This window comes from Marimonas arenosa, assembly GCF_030848945.1.
GTDB classification, from domain to species: domain Bacteria; phylum Pseudomonadota; class Alphaproteobacteria; order Rhodobacterales; family Rhodobacteraceae; genus Marimonas; species Marimonas arenosa.
Genome location: NZ_JANHAX010000002.1, coordinates 457,647 through 479,151, shown reverse-complemented (window position 1 = coordinate 479,151; position 21,505 = coordinate 457,647). Strand labels below are relative to the sequence as shown.

Here is a 21,505-nt window from a genome sequence, read left to right as displayed (position 1 = left end):
CGTCGCGCGCCTACTTGCCCAATGCCGCCGCGCAAGTCCAGTGCTGGACTGCACCCGCACGGCACCCCATAAAGCCGCCATGCAGTCCGGCCTTCCCATCGACAGCGCTCTTGTGCCGCTTATCAACGCGCTGCGCGCCCATGGCCGCGCCGTGCTGCAGGCCCCGCCCGGCGCGGGCAAGACCACCGTTGTGCCGCTGGCGCTGCTCGAGGCCGGGTTCACCCAGGGCCGCATCCTGATGCTGGAACCGCGCCGCCTGGCCGCCCGCGCCGCCGCCGAGCGCATGGCCGAAACCCTCGGCGAGGCGACCGGTCAGACCGTCGGCTACCGCATCCGCGGCGAAACCAGAGTTTCCAAGCGAACGAAAATCGAGGTCGTCACCGAAGGCATCCTCACCCGCATGATCCAGTCCGACCCGGAATTGGCCGGCATCGGCGCCGTGCTGTTCGACGAATTCCACGAACGCTCGCTCAACGCCGATCTCGGCCTCGCGCTCTGCCTCGAGATTGCCGGCGCCCTGCGCGACGACCTGATCCTACTGCCGATGTCGGCCACGCTCGACGCCGAGCCTCTGGCCAAGCTGCTCGACGCCCCGCTCATCACTTCGGAAGGCCGTGCCTTCCCGGTCGAGACGGTCTGGCTCGACACGCCCCTGCCGAAAGCCAAACGCCTCGAAGACGCCACCTCTGCGCTCATCCTCACCGCTCTCGCGGAAACGACCGGCGGCGTGCTGGTCTTCCTGCCCGGCGAGGGCGAGATCCGCCGCACCGAGGCGTTGCTGAAACCGAAACTCCCACCCGGTTGTCACCTGTGCCCCCTCTTCGGCGCCATGCCGTTCAAGGACCAGCGCGCCGCCATCGCTCCCGCTGCATCGGGCCGCAAGGTGGTGCTCTCGACCTCGATCGCCGAAACCTCGCTGACCATCGAAGACATTCGCGTGGTGATCGACGCTGGTCGGGCCCGCCGCACCCGGTTCGACCCGTCCTCGGGCATGTCGCGGCTGGTCACCGAGCGCGTCACCAAGGCCGAGGCCACCCAGCGCGCCGGCCGCGCCGGCCGGGTCGCGCCGGGTCGCGCCTACCGGCTCTGGACCCGCGGCGAAGACGGCGCACTCGCCGCCTTCCCGCCCGCAGAAATCGAAGCCGCCGACCTGGCAAACCTCGCGCTCGAACTGGCGCTCTGGGGGGCCGCGCCAGCCGAACTGCCGTTCCTCACCCAGCCCAATCCCGGCGCCTACGGGGAAGCGCAAGCGCTGCTCGGGATGCTCGGCGCACTCGATGGCGAAAACCGCATCACCGACCATGGCAAGACTCTTGCCGCTCTGCCCCTGCATCCCCGCCTCGCCCACATGCTTGCCCTTTCAGGGCCCGAGGCCGCCCCGCTGGCGGCACTGCTGGCCGACCGCGACCCGCTTGCGCGCACCGCCCCCGCCGACCTGACCCTGCGCCTCGAAGCGTTGATGGATTTCAACCGTTTCTCAAAGACCCGACCCTATCAGGTCAACCGCCCCGCCCTCGCCCGCATCCGCGAAGAAGCCAAACGCCTGGCCCGGCAGGCCAGCCCGACCGCGCCATCGCATGCCCCGGCAGAAATGGCCGCACTGGCCTATCCCGACCGCATCGGCCAGCGCCGCAAGGGGGACGCCCCCCGCTACGTTCTCTCCGGCGGCAAGGGTGCGGTGCTCGACGACGCCGACCCGCTGGCCGCCGCCCCGTTCCTCGTCGTCACCGACACCGACGGCAACCCGCGCGAGGCCCGCATCCGGCAGGCCATCGCCATCACCCAAACCGACATCCGCGCCCTTTTTGCCGATCAGATCGCCTGGCACGACCTGTGTGAATGGTCGAAACGCGATCGCCGCGTGCTCGCTCGCCGGCAGGAACGCTTCGGCGCCCTGGTGCTCGACGACCGCGTCTGGAAGGTTGCCCCGGAAGACGCCATCGCGCGGGCCATGTGCGACGGTGTCCGCGATCTCGGGTTGCAGCCGTCGGACGCCGCCAACCGCCTGCGCGCCCGGGTGGCGCTGGCGCGCGAGGCCGGCGAAGACCTGCCCGACATGTCGGACGACATCCTCCTCGAAACGCTTGAAACCTGGCTGCTGCCCCATCTCGCCGGCGTGAAAACAGCGCAGGACTGGAAAGGCTTCGATCTTCTCCCCGCGCTCCGGGCCATGCTCTCCTGGGACCAGCAGCAGCGCGTCGACCGGCTTGCGCCACCCGCGTTCACCACGCCGCTCGGGCGCAGGATCCCGATCGACTATTCCGGCGACCACCCGGAAATCAGCCTGCGCCTGCAGGAGATGTTCGGCCAGAAAACCCACCCCACCGTGGCCGGCAAACCGCTGCGCGTCACCCTGCTCTCGCCAGCCCAGCGCCCGTTGCAGACCACGCTCGACCTGCCCGGCTTCTGGGCCAGCTCCTATGCCGACGTGCGCAAGGACATGCGTGGCCGCTATCCCAAGCATCCCTGGCCCGAGGACCCCACCGAAGCCGATCCCACGCTCCGCGCCAAGCCACGAACATAGCGATTTTTGCATTTCGCTAAGGTTTGTCCTATATGCACATTAACAAAAAACCAAATTGCGGCGGGTCAACGAGTTTTGAAATGACAGACAGATTGAGAAAAGCCTGGACCGAACTGGTCCAGCCGCTTCTGCGGCGTCCCAAGCGGCTCCAGGTCGGTGCGCTCTGCTACACCCAGAAAGGCGCAGAGAAGAAGGTTCTGTTGGTCACCTCGCGCGACACCGGTCGCTGGATCATCCCCAAGGGCTGGCCGATCAAGGGCAAGGACGCCGCTGGCGCCGCGTTGCAGGAAGCCTGGGAAGAGGCCGGCGTGAAAAAGGGTCGCGTCACTGGCGCGTCGCTGGGCAGCTATGCCTATGACAAGGAACTCGACTCGGGCCTGCCGGTGCCGGTGGAAACCCTCGTCTTCCCGATCGAAGTCAGGAAACTCGCCGACGAGTTCCCCGAATCCGACGAGCGCCGCCGCAAATGGGTCAGCCCGGAAAAGGCCGCCAACATGGTGCGCGAACCGGAATTGAAGGAACTGTTGCTCCAGTTGTGAGTGATTTGTAACGCCTGCGTAACAAAACGGTTGATCCGTCGCGCTGGCTTGTCTACCCCGCTGGCAAAAGCCGATGGGGAAGACACGTGAGCGACGCGCCCAACGACACCGATCACTTCGAGACTCTCGACCGCGACCTGCACCGGTTTTCCTATCTCGAAGCCGGCACGCAATACGTTGCCCGACCGATGGTGGCGCCGGGCATCGCGCTGGCTTTCATCGTGATCGCAGGAATTGCCGCGGGTTTTTTCTTCGGCCAGGTTCCGATGAACATGATCGTGGTCGCGGCCGCCGTGTTCGGCGCCTACATGGCGCTCAATATCGGCGCCAACGACGTCGCCAACAACATGGGTCCGGCGGTGGGTGCCAACGCGCTGACCATGGGTGGCGCCATCGCCATTGCCGCCGTCTTCGAAAGCGCCGGCGCCCTCATCGCCGGTGGTGACGTGGTTTCGACCATTTCCAAAGGCATCATCGCGCCTTCGACGGTCGAGAATGCCGAGATCTTCATCTGGGCAATGATGGCGGCGCTGATCTCGGCGGCGCTCTGGGTCAACCTTGCCACCTGGATCGGGGCGCCGGTTTCAACCACCCATTCCGTCGTCGGCGGCGTCATGGGCGCCGGTATTGCCGCCGCCGGCTTCGCCGCCGTGAACTGGCCGACCATGGGCAAGATCGCCGCCAGCTGGGTGATCTCGCCGGTGCTGGGGGGTGCCATCGCCGCACTGTTCCTCGCCCTGATCAAAAGCCGGGTGATCTACCAGGACGACAAGATCGCTGCCGCACGGCGCTGGGTGCCGATCCTGGTCGGCATCATGGCCGGCACTTTCGCCGCTTATCTCGCGCTCAAGGGGCTGAAGCGGATCATCAAGATCGATGTCCAGACCGCCCTGCTGATCGGGCTCGCCGTCGGCGTCGCGTCCTGGCTCATCACCATTCCACTGATCCGACGGCAGGCCAGGGGTCTGGAAAACCGCAACAAATCGCTCAAGGTGTTGTTCGGCATCCCGCTGGTGATCTCGGCCGCGCTGCTAAGCTTCGCCCATGGCGCCAACGACGTCGCCAATGCCGTCGGCCCGCTCGCCGCCATCGTCCACGCCACCGAATATGGCTCGTTTTCCGCCAAGGTCTCGATCCCGCTCTGGGTGATGGTGATCGGTGCCTTCGGCATCTCCTTCGGGCTGTTCCTGTTCGGGCCGAAACTGATCCGTATGGTCGGCTCCCAGATCACCAAGCTGAACCCGATGCGCGCCTATTGCGTGGCGCTGTCGGCGGCGATCACCGTGATCGTCGCCTCCTGGCTGGGCCTCCCGGTCAGTTCCACCCACATCGCCGTGGGTGGCGTGTTCGGTGTAGGTTTTTTCCGTGAATGGCACACTGTCAAGCGGATGAGGCACAATTCCAACGGCGTCCCCGAGGAGCGGCGCATCGCCCCCGAGGAACGCCGCCGCCGCAAGCTGGTCCGCCGGTCGCATTTCATGACCATCGTCGCCGCCTGGGTGATCACCGTGCCAGCCGCCGCGCTGATGTCGGGGCTGGTCTTCTACATCCTTACCGCCATCGTGTCCTAAAGAGTTTTCGCCCCGTAAGCCCCTCGCAGCCAGCCGGGAACGCAACTTCGATTGGCCCGAAGTCGACCTTTGCGGCCATCAAGCACAACGGCGGTTCACGCGTCCCCCGGAGGGGGAGCCGGATCGCACGCGATCCGGGGACCATTGTCGACGGCGTGTGAAAAGGTCGCGCGGCAGAGCATTCACCACTCCAACCCGAACGTGATTGCGATCCTACCGATGCCAGCCCGGTTCTACGTCAGCAGATCCTCTGGCGTCCAAACCCGGTTGCGCCCGCCTTCTGCTTCACCGATCGCGATCATCACCCGCGCGTTGACCGGGGTTTCCAGCCCATGCACCCCGCCCAGCCGCACGATCTCGCCCTGGAACTCGTCGACCTCGGTGCGCCGCCCCGCCGTCAGATCGGCCACCATCGACGTTCGCGCCTGCGGATCCACCACAAGCATCGGTGCCGCGATGCGTCGGAACAGCCCCGTCGGCAACCGTAGTATCCACGGGATTGCCCACCCCGGCGCCTTCGCCGGCACCGCGACCTCGAGCCCGGCGGCCCGGAACACCGCCAGCCCCTCGCTCATCTGCGCCGCCATCACCCGGCGCCAACCACGGACGAGCAACATGTCGTGCAACGATAACCCCGACAACGCATTGACCGCATTTGTCAGGTTCAGGATCAGCTTACCGCGCTGTACCGCCTCGATTCCCACCACCTCTTCGACCACGAGCCCCGGCGCCTCCAGCGTCTCGGCCAGATCGCCATCCCCGAATGCCACCACGATCTCGCCGCTGGTCGAGCGGTGAAACCGCCCCTCGCCCAACCCCACCACGTTGAACCCCACCATGCCGCCGCGCACGTCGCGTCCTGGCAGGGCGCGCCGCAGCACATCCACGTTGCGCACGCCATTCTGCAGGCTGACCACCACCGCCTGCATCGGGGCCTGCTCGGCAATCAGTCGTGCCATCTCGCCGGTCGCGCCGCTCTTGACGCAGACCAGCACGATGTCGGCGCGCGCCAGCACGGCCGGATCGTCGCTGACCTCCGGCGCGGCCGTCACCGCCAGGCCGCTGAAATCGGTGCAGGTCAGCCCATGCGCCGCCACCTCGTCACGCAGCCAGCCCCGCCCCAGCAACACCACCTCGCGCCCGGCTGCCGCCAGCAGCCCGCCCACGAAACAGCCCACTGCGCCGGCCCCTGCCACCACGATTCTCGGTTGCGTCATGGCGTCCCCCTTCATGTCTTCCCCGAACTCTATGCTGGCGCGCCGCACCCGTCATCCCCGCTTGATGGCCGGCGCCGATCAGGGCAACCTGTGACCGGGTCCCAACCGCAGGACGTGCCAGCATGGCAGACAACCAGACCGAAACCATTGCCTTTCTCTCGTCCCCCGACAGCTTCGGCGCGCCGGACCCGGTCGACCGGGTCGAAACCCACGGCGCCTTCGTGTTTCTCTGTGGCGACACTGCGCTCAAACTCAAACGCGCGGTGATCTACGACTACATGGACCTCTCCACGCCCGATAAACGCCGCGCCATGCTGATGCGCGAACTCGAATTGAACCGTCCCGCCGCGCCGACGCTCTACCGCGACGTCGTGGCGGTGACCCGCGAGGCCGATGGCCGCCTGGCGCTGGATGGGGCCGGTGACCCGGTCGACTGGGTGCTGCGGATGCGCCGCTTCCCGGCCGAGGACGAGCTCGAGGCGGTGGCGGCCCGGGGCGGGCTCGACGATGTGCTGGCCACCGAACTGGGCCACAGCCTCGCCGCCTACCACCACGCCGCCCCTGTCCGCCTGCGCGACGGCACCCGGCTCATCGCCGACATTCTCGACGAGCTCGACCGGGTCTTCGCCGGCTTTCCCGGCACCGAGGCCCTGCGCTTGCACCGCGGCTGGTCGGCCGGCGCCCGCAACGCGCTGGACCGGCACGCCGACCTTCTCAAGGCCCGCGGCCAGACTGGCGCGGTCCGCCGCGGTCACGGCGACCTGCACCTGCGCAACCTGGTGCTCCTCGACGGCCGCCCCGTGCCGTTCGACGCGCTGGAATTCGACGAAACCCTCGGCACCTGCGACCTGCTCTACGATCTGGCTTTCCTGCTGATGGACCTCTGTCACCGCGACCTGCGCCGCGCCGCCGCCCGCGTGCTCGACGCGTGGCTGCTGGATTTTCAGGGACGCCAGGACGCCGGTCTCGCGGCCTTGCCGCTCTTTCTTTCGGTGCGGGCGGCAATCCGCGCCATGGTGCTTCTGCAGACCGACGCCGCCCGCGGCATGCCACATGCGAGCGACGCCGAAGTGGCCCTTCTCCTGCAGGAGGCGACCGGTTTCCTGCGCCCGCCCCCGCCCGTCTGCATCGCCGTCGGCGGTTTTTCCGGCACCGGCAAGAGCCTGCTCGCGCGGGGGCTGGCGCCGCATGTCGGCGCCGCGCCGGGCGCCGTCTGGCTGGCCTCGGACGTGTTGCGCAAAGCCGGTCGCGATAACACCGCCCCCCTCCCCGACGCCGCCTATTCCGCTACCGCCCGCGGCCAGGTCTATGAACGGATGATGGCGCGGGCCGGCACGATCCTCGGCGCCGGGCATACGGTAATCCTCGACGCCACCTTTCTCGACCCGACCCGGCGCACCGCCGCCCGCGATATGGCCACCGCGCTGGATGTGCCCTTCGTGGGCCTCTGGCTCACCGCGCCGCCCGACCGCCTGCGCCAGCGCGTCGCCGGCCGGCGGGGCGATGCCTCGGATGCCGATGTCGCAGTGCTCGAGCGCCAGCTCGCCGCTGGCAGCGGCACGGTGGACTGGAGGCATCTCGACGCCACGTGCGACGCCGGCGCAACGCTGTCGGCTGCCCGCGCCGCGCTGGCCGATGCCACCCCGGCGGGGGCGTGATCGCCGACAACGGCGCCGCTGGCAACGTCTGATCCGGCCGGGGCCGGCGCCCGGCGGCTCAGACCCCGAGGCACCAGCGCATGATCGCCTTTTGCGCGTGCAGCCGGTTTTCCGCCTCGTCGAAGATCACCGAATGCGGACCGTCCATCACCGCCGAGGTGGCCTCCTCTTCGCGATGCGCCGGCAGGCAATGCATGAACAGCGCGTCCGGCTTTGCGTGACTCATCAGCGCCTCGTTGACCTGATAGGGCCGCAGCATGTTGTGCCGCCGCTCCTTCGAGGACTGCGAGTCATGCATGCTGACCCAGGTGTCGGTCACCACCAGATCGGCGCCCGCGACAGCCTTGGCGGCGTCGCGTTCGATCGCCACTTTCGAGCCCTTCCTGCGGGCATAGCCCACGAACTCGTCCTCGGGGTCGAACTGCGGCGGCCCGGCGAAGGTCAGGTCGAAGCCGAACTGCCCGGCCGCGTGCAGGAACGAGGCGCAGACATTGTTGCCGTCGCCGCACCACACCACCTTCTTGCCGGCGATCGGGCCGCGATGTTCTTCATAGGTCATCACGTCGGCCATGATCTGGCAGGGGTGGGTGCGGTCGGTCAGTCCGTTTATCACCGGCACATCCGAGTACTCGGCCATTTCGGTCAGCACCGACTCATCGAAGGTCCGGATCATGATCAGGTCGACATAGCGCGACAGCACCCGGGCGGTGTCGGCAATGGTTTCGCCGTGGCCTAGCTGCATGTCGTTGCCGCTGAGCACCATGGTCTCACCGCCCATCTGGCGCACGCCCACATCGAAGGAAACACGCGTCCGGGTCGAGGGCTTCTCGAAGATCAGCGCCACCATGCGGCCTTTCAGCGGCTGATCGTCATCAGGCGTACCCTTGGGGCGTCCATTGCGGGCGTCCTTCATCTCGCGGGCCTTGCTGAGCATGCCCTGCAAGGCACCGGCATCGGTTTTGTGGATATCGAGGAAATGGTTCATCGGTCGGTTCCCGTGTCGACGGCAGGACCGGGGGTTTTCCACCCCCGGACCCCCGGAAGGTATTTTTCAAACAGAAGAAGACACGGACTCGATTGCGGCGGCCGCGGCATCGAGGCGCTCGACGGCCTCGGCAATCTCGTCCTCGGTGATGTTGAGCGGCGGCAGCAGGCGGATCACGTTGTCCGCCGCCGGCACGGTGATCACCAGGTTGTCATAGCCGGCCTTGACCACGTCGGCATTGCTCACCCGGCACTTCAGCCCCAGCATCAGCCCGGTGCCGCGCACCTCTTCGAACACTTCCGGGTGCGAGGCCACCAGCCCTTCAAGCTTCTGGCGCAGCGCCCCGGCGCGAGCGTTGACCGCGCCGAGAAAATCCGGCTCCGAGACGATCTCCATCACCTTGCCACCGACCGCACAGCCCAGCGGGTTGCCACCATAGGTCGACCCATGGGTGCCCGCGGTCATGCCCGACGCCGCCGCTTCCGTTGCCAGAACCGCGCCCAGCGGGAAGCCGCCGCCGATACCCTTGGCCACCATCATGATGTCGGGCGCAATCCCCGCCCATTCATGGGCGAACAGCCGCCCGGTCCGGCCCATGCCGCATTGCACCTCGTCAAGGATCAGCAGGACACCGGCCGCGTCGCAGATCTCGCGCACCTCGCGCAGCATGTCGTCGGCCATCGGCCGGATGCCGCCCTCGCCCTGGACCGGCTCCAGGATCACGGCCGCCGTTTTGTCGTCAATGGCCGCTTTCAGCGCCGCCATGTCGCTCCAGGCCAGATGCTTGAACCCCGGCAGCAGCGGCCCGAAGCCCGTGGTCATCTTCTCCGACCCTGCAGCGGCGATTCCGGCCGACGAGCGGCCATGGAATGCGCCCTCGAAGCCGATAATCTCGACCCGCTCGGGCACGCCCTTCTCGTACCAGTATTTCCGCGCCATTTTCACAGCCAGTTCGCAGGATTCCGTGCCCGAGTTGGTGAAGAACACCGTGTCGGCGAAGGTCTTGTCGACCAGCATGTCGGCCAGCTTTTGCTGCTGCGGGATGTGGTAGAGGTTCGAGACATGCCACAGATTCCGGGCCTGCTCGGTCAGTGTTGCGACCAGCTCGGGATGGGCGTGACCCAGCACGTTCACCGCGATGCCCGATCCCAGATCGAGAAAGCGTCGCCCGTCCGCCTCGATCAGCCAGCTTCCTTCGCCCTTCACGAATTCAAGGGGCGCGCGGTTGTAGGTCGGCAGAACGGAGGGGATCATCGGTCGTATCCTTTCCCTTTCAAGAAGCCCCGTGAGTGCCGCAGCGCGGGGCTTTCGTCAACGATTTTCGAGAGTTTGCGCCGCAAGACTGCGGCATCCGATCAACAGCGGGACGTCAGACGCAGAAGCGTCGGCGTCGGTTGGGTAGATATGCGTGCTCTTTGATCATGACGGCGCATTAGCGGTCCGCGGGGCGTGTGTAAAGAGGGTTTCGCGAACCCCGGACTCAGACGGTCACCACGAGGTGATAGCCGAAATCACAGCTCTCCCTGTCGAGAAACCGCGCATATTTGCGTGCCCACGCACCGCTGCGGATATCCTGGTCCAGCCGCTGCAAACCCGCCCCGACATCGGCGATCTTGGAAAACGACGACATTCCGCGCCGCACGTTTTCGTCGAGATAAGCCGCGGGCCGCCGCCAATAGGCGCACAGCAGACCGTCGATGCAGTCATGCGGGATCGGCACGGGCACCCGCTGGACCGGACCCAGCGCGGTTTCGAAATCCGCCATGTCCGGCATCTGTCGCCGGTCGAGCGCCGCAAGCTCAGGCAGATAGTCGAACAGCCAGAAATCATCGAGCGCCGGATCGAAGGTCAGGATCACGATCCTGTCCCGCGCCACCCGGCGCATCTCCGCCAGGCCCTTCTCCACATCGCTCCAATGATGCACCGTCAGGATCGCCATCGATGCATCGAAGGACTTGTCCGCAAAGGGCAGGCTTTCGGCACTGGCCTGCACAACCGGCGCCGCGTCCTCGAGCCGTTGCGCAATCATCTTCGCCGAAGGCTCGACGGCGGTGACCTCAAGATCGCCCGGCTCATACGAGCCCGTGCCCGCCCCGATATTCAGTACCGTCCGCGCTTCGCCCAGTTGCGCATGGATCGCGGCCGCAATGCGCGGATCGGTCTGGCGGCGGGCGGCGTAGCCTTTGCCGATGGTGTCGTAGAGGGCGCTCACCGCCTATCCGTCGCCCGGACACGGCGCTGCGTCAAGCGCGCCGTCCCGCGCTGACGCGCTCGTCCGGTTCCGGCGGCGCCGGGCCTGGCACCCTGGGCCACTTCCCGCTTGCATCTGTGCCCGTCCCGGGGACAGCTAAGCCCATGCATCGCCCCATCGCCCCCGACCCGGCGCTTGCCGTCGGCTTCATGCTCGCCGCCTGCGCCTTCATCGCCGCCTCGACGCTGATGGCCAAGCTCGCCGGCACGGACCGGCTGGGCGACCCGCTGCATGCCTTGCAGGTCAGCCACGGCCGGTTTCTCTTCGCCTGGGTGCTGGTGGCATCCCTGTCGGTCGCCCTCCGGCTGAGGATCAGCCGGCCCAACCTGCCGCTGCACGGGCTCAGGACGCTGGCGGGCTGGGGCGGGGTGTCGCTGCTCTTCGCCGCCGTCGCCTTCATCCCGATGGCCGACGCCACCGCGATTTCCTTCCTCAACCCGGTCTTCGCCATGATGCTGGCGATCCCGCTCCTGGGCGAGCGGGTCGGCCCGATCCGCTGGGCCGCCGCCGGCGTCGCGCTGATCGGCGCAATGATCCTGCTGCGTCCGACACCGGCCAGCTTCCAGCCCGCGGCGCTGCTGGCGCTGGCCGCGGCGATGGTGATGGGGCTCGAGATCACCCTGATCAAGATCCTGTCGGGCCGGGAAAGCTGGCTGCAGATCCTGCTGATCAACAACAGCTTCGGCCTGCTGATCGCCTCGCTCGCCGTCATCCCGTTCTGGGCCCCGCCCACGCCGGCGCAATGGGCCGCTCTCATCGGCGTCGGTATCTTCATGGCCTGCGCCCAGATGTGTTACGTCAACGCCATGGCCCGGGCCGAGGCGAGCTTCATCGTCCCCTTCGCCTATGCTACGCTGATCTTTGCCGCCGCTTTCGACACGGCCGTTTTCGGCAAGGTCCCCGATGCCGTCACCCTGGCCGGCGCGGCCATCATCATCGCCGGCGCCGCGCTTCTGGCCTGGCGCGAGGCACGGGTCAAACGCACCGCCCTCTGACTGCCCCCTGACCGCCGCCTTGGCCCGCGCCGCACCGATCTGCCGGTTCCATTGGCCCGTCCGGACGGGCATTGGATTGGACGGTCGCTTGAAAACCACGCCGCGAGGGGTCACTCTCGTCTCACCGCGCGCTGGTTTCGAGCATCCCCATTGACGGAGACTTTCAGTGACCCTTGACCGCCTAAGATTTTTCGCCGCACTTCTTCTCACCCTCCTCGTCGCCACTGGCCGCCTCGCGGCACAAACCGTCGACGAGGTAAAACTGGATGTCCTCTCGGCGCTGTCGACGCCGCTTCCGATCACGGTCATCGGGCCGATCATGACCCGCGACGTCAGCGTCACCCCCGAGGACGACGGCTTCCGCGCCACGCTCGACGACGCCACCTTGATGGGGATTTTCCCGTTCGGGGACATCTCGCTCAAACTCGTGCCCCTGGACGACGACACCTACCGCATCAGCGATCTCAGCCTGCCACTCAGCCTCGATTTCCCGGGCTTTGCCGCCCTGTCCTACACCAGTATGGACCTCGAGGGCACCTGGTCGGCGACCCGCCGGTCCTACTCCGATCTGCGCTTTGCCATCCAGGATCTGAACGTCGTTCCCGGAACCGGGGACGAGGGCTCTCTGCAGATCGGAACCCTGTCGTTCGACGTCCTGAAGGAGCCGGATGAAACCGACACCGAAAGCCGGTTCGAGATCACCGCCCGCGATGTCTCGGCTCGAGGCATGATGCCCGACGATCTTTCGGTCGGTGAGATCCAGGCCCTGCTGTCGGCCAACGGGGAAAAACCCGTCGACCTCTATTCGGTCATCCGCGAACTCATCATGGTCAGCGGGATGCGTAACGGCGGCTCGGAACTCGAAGCCCTCGGGCGCAGCCTGCTCGGTAACACCTATGGCGTCGTGGCGCTCGAACTTGCCGCCCGCGACCTCGACATGGCCGACCGGGATGCCCCGGAGGATGCATATTTCCGCGCCGATACGCTGGAAATCGGCACCCGCCTGACCGATGTCGAACCACGCCGCTGGGGCGGCGCCGACATCACCATGCGCCTCAAGTCGGTCAGTCAGGCAGACCGGCTGCAGGACGGCGTGTTTTCGGTCGAAGACGCCGTGATCCGCGTCGGCGGCGGCGAATTGCCGGTGGCCGACATGTTTGAGGCGCTCCAGACCCTGGCCAATGCCGGGCGCGGTCGCCCGGTGGAGGTCTCTACCCTGCTCGACGGCTTCGCCGCGTTCGGCAGGCTCGGCCTGTCCACCGAAGGCCAGGGAGTTTCGGTCGAGGTCTTCGACTACATTCCCGCGACAGACGACCAGCCGGCAAAAGACGACGTGACGCTGTTCAAGACCGGCTTTGACCGCTGGGCCTTGGCCATGGACCTGACGGGCCTGAATGAGAACCAGGGCAAGGTCACCTTTGGCGCCGATCTCGAAGGCGGCACCTTCACCCCCGGCGAGACCTTCCGCGAGCGCGACCTGCCGCACGTCAATGCCTGGTTCCCGCGCGAACTCAGGCTGCAGTCGCAGACATCGAACCTGAACGAGGCCTTCCTCAAGAAACTCTTTACGGATGTCTATGTCCGGGATCTGGACGAGCCGGTCGAACTGCTGCTGCCGCTGGCGCTTTATGCGAGCGCCAGCGTCTTCGAGGTTTCAGTCGGCGAGAATGTCTACGAAACCGCGTTGTTCCACCTGTCGAACAACGGCAATTACCGGTTCTACCCGGCAAAACTTTTCAGTGTCATTCCTTACGAAGGCCAGATGCATGTCACAATGCGCGGTATCGACAAGCTGAACGGGTATTTCGCGCAGGTCCGCCTGCCTGAGGCGGTCTCGGTTCTGACGGTTCTGCGCAATCTGGCTCGAGAAAGCGAAACCGCCGCCGGGACCTATCAATGGGACTTCGCGCGACCTGACATCGAGCGCTCTGAGGTCGTCATCAACGGCACCACACTGCGCTTTCCGGATGTGCTGGACAATTTGCCGATTCTGATCGGCCCGCTCCTGGCCGGCGCCTTCTGAGCGCAACCGCCAAATGTACCTCGGTCGGGTGGCATGGTCGGGCGGGCAAAGGCCCCCGCAATCCTTTCACAACCCGCCTTGCGCTCCGGCCTCGCATGGCTAGAATAGGGCGTTGACCGAATTCCAAGGGCGGCCCATCCCGCGTGGCCGCCTTTTAAGCTTGAGGATCGCTTATGTCCTGGACCGACGAACGCGTTGAACTTCTGAAAAAGATGTGGGGCGAAGGCCAGTCGGCCAGCCAGATCGCCAAGGAACTTGGCGGCGTCACCCGTAACGCGGTGATCGGCAAGGTGCACCGGCTCGGGCTGTCGAACCGCGCCTCGGGCGGTAAGGCCGAGGCCAAGGCCAAACCCGCCGCCAAGGCCGACCCGAAGCCGCGCGCATCGCGCGCCAAGGCGGCCAAGCCCGCCCAGGAGTCCGCCGCCAAGACGGAAGCCGAGGCCAAACCGGCTCCCATGCCGGCACGCAAACAGATCATCCCGGCCGGCCAGCCTCTGCCGCCGCAACCCTCGGCCAACGAGATTTCCCCCGAGGCGCTGGCCAAGGTCAGCGAGATCGAGAAGAAGGCCAAGAAACTCTCGCTGATGGAACTGACCGAACGCACTTGCAAATGGCCGGTCGGCGACCCCGCGACCGAGGATTTCTGGTTCTGTGGCCTGCCGGTAAAGGCCGGCAAACCCTATTGCGAAGCCCATGTCGGCGTGGCCTTCCAGCCGATGTCTTCACGCCGCGACCGCAAGCGCTGATTGCCACGAGAAATTGCGCCGCTTTCGGCGTCGCGACGGGGACCTCGCTGCGCTCGGCCCATGTCTTGGGGGCTTCACCCCCAAAACCCCAGGATATTTTCCGGCAAGAGGAAGATCGCGCCGTCGTTCAAACCTGCCGGAAATTCCCGAGCTCACCGGCCGTTCTCCCGAAAATCCGCCAATGCCGCGGCGATGCGTCCCATCGCAGCTGCGAAATGGGCAGACGGGCGCGCCAGCGCCGCGGGAGGCATTTCCGCCTTGAGCCCGAACCCCACCGCTCTTAAAACCCCTTCGCAATCTGCAGGAGTGCCGCCATGCCCGTCATCCTCGACGCCACCCAACCCGATTTCGAGGCGCAGTTCACCACCCTGCTCGGCGCCAAACGCGAAGACGCCGCCGATGTCGACGAAATCGTCGCAGCTATCATCGACAACGTCCGCCAGCGCGGCGATGACGCCCTGATCGCGCTGACGGCAAAATTCGACCGGCTGGCCCTCACCCCGGACACTCTGCGTTTCTCAGACCAGGAGATCGCCATGCACTGCGCCGCCGTGCCATCGCACGAACGCGCCGCCCTGGAACTCGCCGCAGACCGCATCCGTGCCTATCACGAGAAACAGATGCCGGAAGATGCCTTCTGGGAGGACGCCAGCGGTGCCCGGCTCGGCTGGCGCTTCACCCCCGTGTCTGCGGCCGGCCTCTACGTGCCGGGCGGGCTCGCCTCCTACCCGTCCTCGGTGCTGATGAACGCCATCCCCGCCAAGGTCGCGGGCGTGAACCGCCTCGCCGTCACCTGCCCGACGCCCGACGGCACGGTGAATCCGCTGGTGATCCTCGCCGCGCATCTGTCCGGCGTCGACGAGATCTACCGCGTCGGCGGCGCCCAGGCCATCGCCGCGCTGGCCTACGGCACCGCCAGCATCGCCCCGGTCGACAAGATCACCGGTCCCGGCAACGCCTTCGTCGCCGCCGCCAAGCGCCGGGTGTTCGGCCGCGTCGGCATCGACATGATCGCCGGGCCTTCGGAAATTCTCGTCATCGCCGATGGCGACAACGATCCCGACTGGATCGCCCTCGACATGCTCTCCCAGGCCGAGCACGATGAAAGCGCCCAGTCGATCCTGGTCACCGACAGCCCCGCCATGGCCCGCGCTGTTCAGGTCGCCATTGACCGCAACCTGCAGACGCTGGAACGCCGCGCCATTGCCGGGGCCAGCTGGCGCGACTACGGCGCCATCATCACCGTGCCCGACCTGTCGACGGCGGCCGCGCTTTCGAACCGCGTCGCCCCCGAACACCTCGAGCTGTGCGTGGCCGACCCGATGAAACTGGCCGAGGAAATCACCCATGCCGGCGCCATCTTCCTCGGAGCTTGGACGCCCGAGGCGATCGGCGACTATGTCGGCGGCCCCAACCACGTGCTGCCCACCGCCCGTTCGGCCCGGTTCTCCTCCGGTCTGAACGTGTTGGACTTCCTCAAGCGCACCACGCTGGCCCAGATGACGCCCGAGGCGCTACGCCAGATCGGCCCCGCCGCCGAAACCCTAGCCATCTCCGAAAGTCTCGAGGCGCACGGGCTCTCGGTCCGCGCGCGCCTCAATCGCCTCAACGAGCTCTGAACCCGCCCGCCGCTGCGGGTCAGCTGCCCTGCGACCGGTCCAGCGGATAGACCTGATCCGGCCGGATGGCATAGCTCCAGGCCAGGCCCGCGTTCTTCCAGCCGTTGACCACGCGCTGCCCCCTGCCGGGCCCGTCCTTGGCCTTGTCGCCCTCGAACCCGTCGGTCACCGACCAGACATAGCCATAGCCCATCTCGCGCAGGATGTTGGCGGCCTTGGCGCTGCGCGCGCCCGATCGGCAGATCAGCACGATCGGCGTGGTCTCGTCATAGCCGTTCTCCATCAGCCAGGTCTCGAAGGCCATCACGAAATCGGGGTTGAATCGCATCCGGTAGCCGCCTTTCTTGGCGTCGAATACCGCCTGGTCCGGCATCACCATCAGCGGAATATGCACATCCACGCGCTCGGCCACACCGGTAAAAGTCAGTTCCGAGCGGCTGCGCACGTCAATGAAAACCGCATTGTTGTCGGACAGCATCTGCGCCGCCTCGGCCGCAGTCAGATAAAGCCCGTTGAGGGTCTGCTTCTTCGACGGCAACCCGGCATCGGCCAGGGCTGCAGAGGTCAGGAAACACCCGGCCAGAATGGCCGCTACAAAGTTTGAACGTGTCATGGTCTAGGTCCTTTCAAATGGATGTCCGGGTCAAACCGGGCCGAAATCGGGCCCGCCCGGGAACAGGGGAAAATCATCACTGAACCGAATGCCGGAAAGATACAGGTAGGAGCGGCCAAGCCAAAGTCGGGTTTCCCTTACCCGGCCCGCGTGCCCTGCCAGTGCGCGCGCCGCCACGATGCGTGGGCCTGTCATCGACCACTGCCGCTCGCTATCCCGCCACGCGCCAACCAGCCCGGACCGGCGCTCGGAATCCATTGCATTGAACCGCGGCGTGCTGCTAGAGGATTGCTGCACCCGCGAAAGGCCGCCCATGTCTCACATCACCCATATCGCGCTTGACGACAGCAACCTGCCGCCGCCCACGCCCGAGATCGAGCAGGAGCGCAAGGTCGCGATGTTCGACCTGTTGGAAAAGAACAGTTTCGACCTGCCCAACCGCGACGACCGGGCCGTGCCGCAAGGGCCCTACCATGTCGAGCTGTCGATCCGCGAAAAACGTCTGGTGTTCGACATCACCACGGACTCCGGCGAAAAGGCCGCCGAGTTCCACCTCTCGCTGTCGCCCTTCCGCCAGGTGGTCAAGGATTACTGGGCGATCTGCGAAAGTTACTACGACGCGGTCAAGAACCTCGCGCCCAGCCAGATCGAAACCATCGACATGGCCCGCCGCGGCATCCACAACGAAGGCGCCCGCATCCTCGCCGAACGGCTCGAAGGCAAGGCCGAGATCGACAACGACACTGCCCGGCGGCTCTTCACGCTCGTCTGCGTGCTGCATTTCGGGGGCTAAACCGCGTGGCCGACCCCCTGCCCCAGTCGATCCTGTTTTGCTGCGACCACAATGCCGTGCGTTCGCCGATGGCCGAAGGCATCGCCAAGAGACTCTACGGCTCGGCCGCCTACCTGCAATCGGCGGGCCTGAAGAACGACCTCGAGATCGACGGCTTCGCCATAGCCGTGTGCGACGAGATCGGCGTCGAGCTCCACCGCCACCGTTCGCGCAGCTTCGAGGACATGGGCGAATACGGCGACGATCTCAGTTCCTACGACCTGATCGTCGCACTGTCGCCTGCCAGCTACGCCCGGGCCAGCGATCTCACCCGGCCGTTCCACACCGAGGTCGAGTTCTGGCCGATTACCGACCCGAGCGCGCAGGGCAACACCCGCGAACAGAAGCTCGACGCCTACCGCCGGACCCGCGACGAGATCATCGAAAACCTGACCCGCCGCTGGGGTGGCAGCCTTGCGCCGGTTCAGGGCTGATCCGGTGGGCTAGGACGGGCCGCCCGGCTATCTTCAGGTCTTTGCAAACGCACCGCGTTCCATCAGCAGGCTGGCCAACAGTCCAAACACCAGCCCCCAGAACGGCGCGCCGATATTCAGGACGGGCTGCCCCGCAAGCGTGACAAGAAAAGCGACGAGAGCACCGAGCGGGAACGACGGGCCGAACGCCGTCTGGAACGCGGCCTGCAATGTCCGCAACAGCGCAAGACCGGCCAGCGTGCTGAGGAACGCCGCCGGCGTGGCCAGCAGAAGGTTCGTCACCAGCGGCGCGAAGATGCCGAACACGATCGCAAACGCTCCGAGCAGAACCGCGGCGATCCAGTGCCGGTCGACCGACCCGCCCGACACCAGGATGGCGTTGGACGGCCCGGTCAGACAGGTCGAAACGCTGCCGAAGAACGCCGTGATCAGCGAGGTGCCGCCGCAGGCCGTGGTGATTGCATTGACCGGCGGGGTGTGACCGGCGACCCGCAGGATCACGATGCCCTGCGCGTTCTGCGCCGCGATCACCGTGATCGCCAGCGGCACCACCAACTCCAGCGCCGCGGCCAGTGAAAACTCAGGGGCATAGAGCCGCGGCGCCGCGAAGATGCCGCCGCCGTCGGGGCCGGCAGAACCGCTGCCTCCCTGCGCCATCAGAATGACCAGCCCGACCAGAAGCACCGCGATCATCGGCGGGACCCTGTCGCGTATCCCGGGCAGGGCCATCAGCCCGAAAAACGTCGCCGTCATCGCCGCCACAAGGGTGAAATCGGTCCCGAAGGCGCGGATCCAGTCCAGCCCGAACTGCACGAACACTCCCGCCACCATGCCCATGACGATCGGCATCGGCAACCTGTCCATCGCCACCCTAACCCAGCCGGTCAGCCCCAGCACCAGCAACAGCAGCGCGGTCAGAAGATAAGCCCCGATCACCTCGGCAAAGCTCAGCGATTGCAGCGCCGTTCCCACCAGCACCGTGCCTGGAATGGTCCAGAAAAACGCCAGCGGCTGGCGGAAGACCATCGACATCCCGATCGTCAGCGCGCCGTTCATCGCGAAAGCGGCGAAGATCCACGAGGCCAGATCGACCTCGTCCAGGCCGCCCCGCACCCCGGCGCTCAGAATGATCGCCACCGGGGCTGACGCGGCGAACAGGAACGCCACGAAGGCGTTCGCCGTTTCGGTCAGGGGCAGGCGCATCGACGGTGGACGGTCGCTTTGATCTGTCATCCGGGTCCTGCGGCTTGTTTGTTGCCGCAAGAGCGGATGGCCCGCCCTCGCGCGTACCCAAAGGGGTAGCCGCCAAGGTCGCAGGAGGTCAAGGACGCGGCTGGCATTGATCTCGTCCGCTTTTTTCACTAGCGCTGCAGAGGTCCCTCCATCGCCGCAACCCGAGGCCCCATGACCGCCACCGACACGATCCGCGCCTGTTTCGACGCTATCGACGTCGGCGATGCCGGTGCCATGCTCACCTGTCTCGCTGGCGACGCCGCCCTCCACGTCAACCAAGGCAGTGTCCGCCTGGGCCGCGACGGATTCGCCGAACTCTGCGCGCGCACGAACCGCTGCTCCGGCGTAGCCCGGACCGACTGGGTGATTTTCGAGGCCGCCACCGGCACCCGCGCCGCCGAAGACATCGTCAACGGCACGTATCTCGAAACCGATGCCGGCCTGCCCGAGGCGCGCGGCCAGACCTACCGCCTGCCCGCCGCTGCGCTCTTTGCACTCGAGGATGGCGTCGCCGCCTATTCCAGCCTCGCCGACCGGATGGCGCCGGTTTCGGCATGATCCGGGTCGCGGCCCTGACCGGCGCGGCGCTCGAGGCTGCGCTCGACGATGTCGCCCGCCTCAGGATCGCCGTCTTCCGCGACTGGCCCTATCTCTATGACGGCGATCTTGCCTACGAGCGCGACTACCTGCAAAGCTACCGTGCCAGCCACGGCGCCATCGTGGTTGGCGCCTTCGACGGCAACGGCCTGATCGGCGCCGCAACCGGAACGCCTATGACCGATCACGCCGACGAATTCGCCGCCGCCTTTTCGGACACCGGGCTCGACCTCGGTGACATCTTCTACTGCGCCGAGTCGGTTCTGCTGCCGGCGTATCGCGGCCGGGGGCTCGGCCACGCCTTCTTTGACCACCGCGAAGCCCACGCCCGGGCCCAGGGCTTCACCAAATGCGCTTTCTGCGGCGTGGTCCGCCCTGACGACCACCCGCTCCGGCCCGCCACCTATCGCTCGCTCGATGCGTTCTGGCGCAAGCGCGGTTATCGCAAGCTCCCCGGCGCCATCGCCCATTTCCGCTGGAAGGACATCGACCAGGCCGGGGTGGCCGACCACCCGCTGCAATTCTGGATCCGCGATCTATGACCCTGCCCGGCACATCGGACGAGGCCCACATGCCGATTCCCCACCTCTCTGCTGCCGATCTCGACGCGCTGGCACTCACCGCCGCCGAGATCCGTGACGCGCTCGCCGCCACACTGCGCGCCCAGGCCACCGGCACCGTCCATGCCGCCCCCAAGACCATGCTCAAGCCCGGCGACGGCCGGCTTTTGATGACCACGCTCGCGGCCGACGACCGCGCCGGCGTGATGGCGGTGAAATCGCTGGTGCAGAACCCGGCCAACCGCGCGCGTGGCCTGCCCTATTCCGATGCGCTGGTCACCGCGCTCGACGCGTCGTCCGGCCGGCCGATCGCCACGCTCGATGGTGGCTGGATCACCGCTCACCGCACCGCCGCGCTCACGATGCTGGCGGCCCACTTCCTGGCTCGCGACAACGCCACCACCGCCGGTTTTCTCGGCGCCGGCGTGCAGGCGCAAAGCCACCTCGCCGCCCTGGTCCAGCTCTATCCGCTGACGCATCTGCGTATCCATTCGCGCTCGGCTCCCGACCGCCTCGCCGGACACGCCCGCGCCCTCGGCCTGAGCGTCGAGATCACCGGCAGCCCGCGTGCGGCCATCGCCGGCGCCGATATCGTGATCAGCGCCATGTCGCGCGACACGCCGGACACCGGCGGACTCGATGCGTCCTGGCTGTCGCCCGGCAGCTTCGCCAGCCTGGTCGATCTCGGTCACACCTGGGCGCGTGCGCCCCTGGGCCGACTCGACGCGCTGGTGCTCGATGATCTGGCGCAGGAGCGCAGCCTCGCGGCGGACACCCGGCTCGCCCCGCTCGAGGTGGTCGCCGGCGATCTGGCCGACCTGGTCGCGGGCCGCCTGCCGCCGCGCCAAGACCCGGACCAGCGCTTCGCCTTCCTGTTCCGCGGCCCGGCCAGCGCCGATCTGTCACTCACCGCGCTGGCGCTGCAGAAAGCCGGGCTGGTGGCCTCCGATCCGGGCTGACACCCCACCGGCCCGGGCCGAACACGAGGTGAGACCGGTCACGAACTGCCACTCTGAATCTAGGCGGGAAAACCGGGCCGGCGGCGGACCGTTGGTGGGCGCCCCGCACTGCAGGCGCCCAATCTTCGCCATCCCGCCACAGAATCTCG

Annotated in this window: 19 protein-coding genes; 13 read left to right on the top strand and 6 right to left on the bottom strand. The window is 66.9% G+C overall.

The features are described 5' to 3' along the window. Nucleotides 1–79: 79 nt before the first annotated feature. The 3 genes from hrpB (at nucleotide 80) to NO357_RS08555 (ending at nucleotide 4,634) form a co-directional block, all read left to right on the top strand. Complete coding sequence (gene hrpB / locus NO357_RS08565; RefSeq protein WP_306735219.1) at nucleotides 80–2,524, top strand: ATP-dependent helicase HrpB; 2,445 nt, start codon at nucleotides 80–82, stop codon at nucleotides 2,522–2,524. 80 nt (nucleotides 2,525–2,604) lie between these two features. Beyond that, entirely contained in the window at nucleotides 2,605–3,063 is a 459-nt protein-coding gene (locus tag NO357_RS08560) for an NUDIX hydrolase (protein WP_306735218.1), read from the top strand. 86 nt (nucleotides 3,064–3,149) lie between these two features. Further along, on the top strand, nucleotides 3,150–4,634 hold the full coding sequence (locus tag NO357_RS08555; RefSeq protein ID WP_306735217.1) for an inorganic phosphate transporter: 1,485 nt from the start codon (nucleotides 3,150–3,152) through the stop codon (nucleotides 4,632–4,634). A gap of 233 nt (nucleotides 4,635–4,867) precedes the next feature. Here the strand turns inward: NO357_RS08555 and NO357_RS08550 are convergent, their stop codons facing one another. Beyond that, nucleotides 4,868–5,851, bottom strand: coding sequence for a 2-dehydropantoate 2-reductase (locus NO357_RS08550; protein ID WP_306735216.1), 984 nt, complete (start codon nucleotides 5,849–5,851; stop codon nucleotides 4,868–4,870). Between the two features lie 122 nt (nucleotides 5,852–5,973). On the opposite strand from NO357_RS08550, the gene NO357_RS08545 reads away from it, so the two are divergent. Then, on the top strand, nucleotides 5,974–7,509 hold the full coding sequence (locus NO357_RS08545) for a bifunctional aminoglycoside phosphotransferase/ATP-binding protein (RefSeq protein ID WP_306735215.1): 1,536 nt from the start codon (nucleotides 5,974–5,976) through the stop codon (nucleotides 7,507–7,509). Between the two features lie 58 nt (nucleotides 7,510–7,567). Here the strand turns inward: NO357_RS08545 and argF are convergent, their stop codons facing one another. From argF to NO357_RS08530, 3 genes are all read right to left on the bottom strand, one after another. Continuing rightward, entirely contained in the window at nucleotides 7,568–8,494 is a 927-nt protein-coding gene (gene argF, locus NO357_RS08540) for an ornithine carbamoyltransferase (RefSeq protein ID WP_306735214.1), read from the bottom strand. 66 nt (nucleotides 8,495–8,560) lie between these two features. Continuing rightward, nucleotides 8,561–9,748: an aspartate aminotransferase family protein gene (locus tag NO357_RS08535; RefSeq protein WP_306735213.1), complete on the bottom strand. Its 1,188-nt coding sequence runs from the start codon at nucleotides 9,746–9,748 to the stop codon at nucleotides 8,561–8,563. A 226-nt stretch (nucleotides 9,749–9,974) separates the two neighbouring features. Continuing rightward, nucleotides 9,975–10,706, bottom strand: coding sequence for a class I SAM-dependent methyltransferase (locus NO357_RS08530; protein WP_306735212.1), 732 nt, complete (start codon nucleotides 10,704–10,706; stop codon nucleotides 9,975–9,977). Between the two features lie 143 nt (nucleotides 10,707–10,849). On the opposite strand from NO357_RS08530, the gene NO357_RS08525 reads away from it, so the two are divergent. The 4 genes from NO357_RS08525 to hisD all read left to right on the top strand — a co-directional run bounded on the left by NO357_RS08525 (nucleotide 10,850) and on the right by hisD (nucleotide 16,128). Continuing rightward, a complete protein-coding gene (locus NO357_RS08525; protein ID WP_306735211.1) occupies nucleotides 10,850–11,740 on the top strand; it encodes a DMT family transporter in 891 nt (296 codons plus the stop codon). 166 nt (nucleotides 11,741–11,906) lie between these two features. Further along, a complete protein-coding gene (locus NO357_RS08520) occupies nucleotides 11,907–13,763 on the top strand; it encodes a hypothetical protein (RefSeq protein ID WP_306735210.1) in 1,857 nt (618 codons plus the stop codon). 173 nt (nucleotides 13,764–13,936) lie between these two features. Continuing rightward, the gene (locus tag NO357_RS08515) at nucleotides 13,937–14,509 is read left to right on the top strand and encodes a GcrA family cell cycle regulator (RefSeq protein WP_306735209.1); all 573 of its coding nucleotides are present in this window, start codon (nucleotides 13,937–13,939) and stop codon (nucleotides 14,507–14,509) included. A 314-nt stretch (nucleotides 14,510–14,823) separates the two neighbouring features. Continuing rightward, nucleotides 14,824–16,128 (top strand): histidinol dehydrogenase, encoded by a 1,305-nt coding sequence (gene hisD / locus NO357_RS08510; RefSeq protein ID WP_306735208.1) that lies wholly within the window; start codon nucleotides 14,824–14,826, stop codon nucleotides 16,126–16,128. A 19-nt stretch (nucleotides 16,129–16,147) separates the two neighbouring features. On the opposite strand, the gene NO357_RS08505 is transcribed toward hisD, so the two are convergent. Continuing rightward, entirely contained in the window at nucleotides 16,148–16,741 is a 594-nt protein-coding gene (locus NO357_RS08505; protein WP_306735207.1) for a rhodanese-like domain-containing protein, read from the bottom strand. Nucleotides 16,742–17,054: 313 nt separating this feature from the next. On the opposite strand from NO357_RS08505, the gene NO357_RS08500 reads away from it, so the two are divergent. Together NO357_RS08500 and NO357_RS08495 are read left to right on the top strand one after the other, a co-directional pair. Continuing rightward, nucleotides 17,055–17,534 carry a UPF0262 family protein gene (locus NO357_RS08500; protein ID WP_306735206.1) on the top strand — a complete coding sequence of 160 codons (480 nt, stop codon included), beginning with the start codon at nucleotides 17,055–17,057 and terminating at the stop codon, nucleotides 17,532–17,534. Between the two features lie 5 nt (nucleotides 17,535–17,539). Further along, nucleotides 17,540–18,007: an arsenate-mycothiol transferase ArsC gene (locus NO357_RS08495; RefSeq protein WP_306735205.1), complete on the top strand. Its 468-nt coding sequence runs from the start codon at nucleotides 17,540–17,542 to the stop codon at nucleotides 18,005–18,007. 33 nt (nucleotides 18,008–18,040) lie between these two features. Here the strand turns inward: NO357_RS08495 and NO357_RS08490 are convergent, their stop codons facing one another. Beyond that, a complete protein-coding gene (locus NO357_RS08490) occupies nucleotides 18,041–19,240 on the bottom strand; it encodes a benzoate/H(+) symporter BenE family transporter (RefSeq protein ID WP_306735204.1) in 1,200 nt (399 codons plus the stop codon). A 171-nt stretch (nucleotides 19,241–19,411) separates the two neighbouring features. On the opposite strand from NO357_RS08490, the gene NO357_RS08485 reads away from it, so the two are divergent. Genes NO357_RS08485 through NO357_RS08475 form a run of 3 tightly spaced genes read left to right on the top strand, consistent with a single transcriptional unit; the run spans nucleotide 19,412 to nucleotide 21,356 of the window. Beyond that, nucleotides 19,412–19,798: a nuclear transport factor 2 family protein gene (locus tag NO357_RS08485; RefSeq protein WP_306735203.1), complete on the top strand. Its 387-nt coding sequence runs from the start codon at nucleotides 19,412–19,414 to the stop codon at nucleotides 19,796–19,798. Then, nucleotides 19,795–20,379 carry a GNAT family N-acetyltransferase gene (locus NO357_RS08480; protein WP_306735202.1) on the top strand — a complete coding sequence of 195 codons (585 nt, stop codon included), beginning with the start codon at nucleotides 19,795–19,797 and terminating at the stop codon, nucleotides 20,377–20,379. Before NO357_RS08485 ends, NO357_RS08480 begins: the two co-directional genes overlap by 4 nt. Nucleotides 20,380–20,408: 29 nt before the next feature. Continuing rightward, on the top strand, nucleotides 20,409–21,356 hold the full coding sequence (locus NO357_RS08475) for an ornithine cyclodeaminase family protein (protein WP_306735201.1): 948 nt from the start codon (nucleotides 20,409–20,411) through the stop codon (nucleotides 21,354–21,356). Nucleotides 21,357–21,505 lie beyond the last annotated feature (149 nt).

Bases quoted from the DNA above. Each gene is read 5' to 3' on its own strand.
- hrpB (WP_306735219.1), top strand. From the start codon at position 80: ATGCAGTCCGGCCTTCCCATCGACAGCGCTCTTGTGCCGCTTATCAAC.
- NO357_RS08560 (WP_306735218.1), top strand. From the start codon at position 2,605: ATGACAGACAGATTGAGAAAAGCCTGGACCGAACTGGTCCAGCCGCTT.
- NO357_RS08550 (WP_306735216.1), bottom strand. From the start codon at position 5,851: ATGACGCAACCGAGAATCGTGGTGGCAGGGGCCGGCGCAGTGGGCTGT.
- NO357_RS08545 (WP_306735215.1), top strand. From the start codon at position 5,974: ATGGCAGACAACCAGACCGAAACCATTGCCTTTCTCTCGTCCCCCGAC.
- argF (WP_306735214.1), bottom strand. From the start codon at position 8,494: ATGAACCATTTCCTCGATATCCACAAAACCGATGCCGGTGCCTTGCAG.
- NO357_RS08535 (WP_306735213.1), bottom strand. From the start codon at position 9,748: ATGATCCCCTCCGTTCTGCCGACCTACAACCGCGCGCCCCTTGAATTC.
- NO357_RS08525 (WP_306735211.1), top strand. From the start codon at position 10,850: ATGCATCGCCCCATCGCCCCCGACCCGGCGCTTGCCGTCGGCTTCATG.
- NO357_RS08515 (WP_306735209.1), top strand. From the start codon at position 13,937: ATGTCCTGGACCGACGAACGCGTTGAACTTCTGAAAAAGATGTGGGGC.
- hisD (WP_306735208.1), top strand. From the start codon at position 14,824: ATGCCCGTCATCCTCGACGCCACCCAACCCGATTTCGAGGCGCAGTTC.
- NO357_RS08505 (WP_306735207.1), bottom strand. From the start codon at position 16,741: ATGACACGTTCAAACTTTGTAGCGGCCATTCTGGCCGGGTGTTTCCTG.
- NO357_RS08500 (WP_306735206.1), top strand. From the start codon at position 17,055: ATGTCTCACATCACCCATATCGCGCTTGACGACAGCAACCTGCCGCCG.
- NO357_RS08490 (WP_306735204.1), bottom strand. From the start codon at position 19,240: ATGACAGATCAAAGCGACCGTCCACCGTCGATGCGCCTGCCCCTGACC.
- NO357_RS08485 (WP_306735203.1), top strand. From the start codon at position 19,412: ATGACCGCCACCGACACGATCCGCGCCTGTTTCGACGCTATCGACGTC.
- NO357_RS08480 (WP_306735202.1), top strand. From the start codon at position 19,795: ATGATCCGGGTCGCGGCCCTGACCGGCGCGGCGCTCGAGGCTGCGCTC.
- NO357_RS08475 (WP_306735201.1), top strand. From the start codon at position 20,409: ATGCCGATTCCCCACCTCTCTGCTGCCGATCTCGACGCGCTGGCACTC.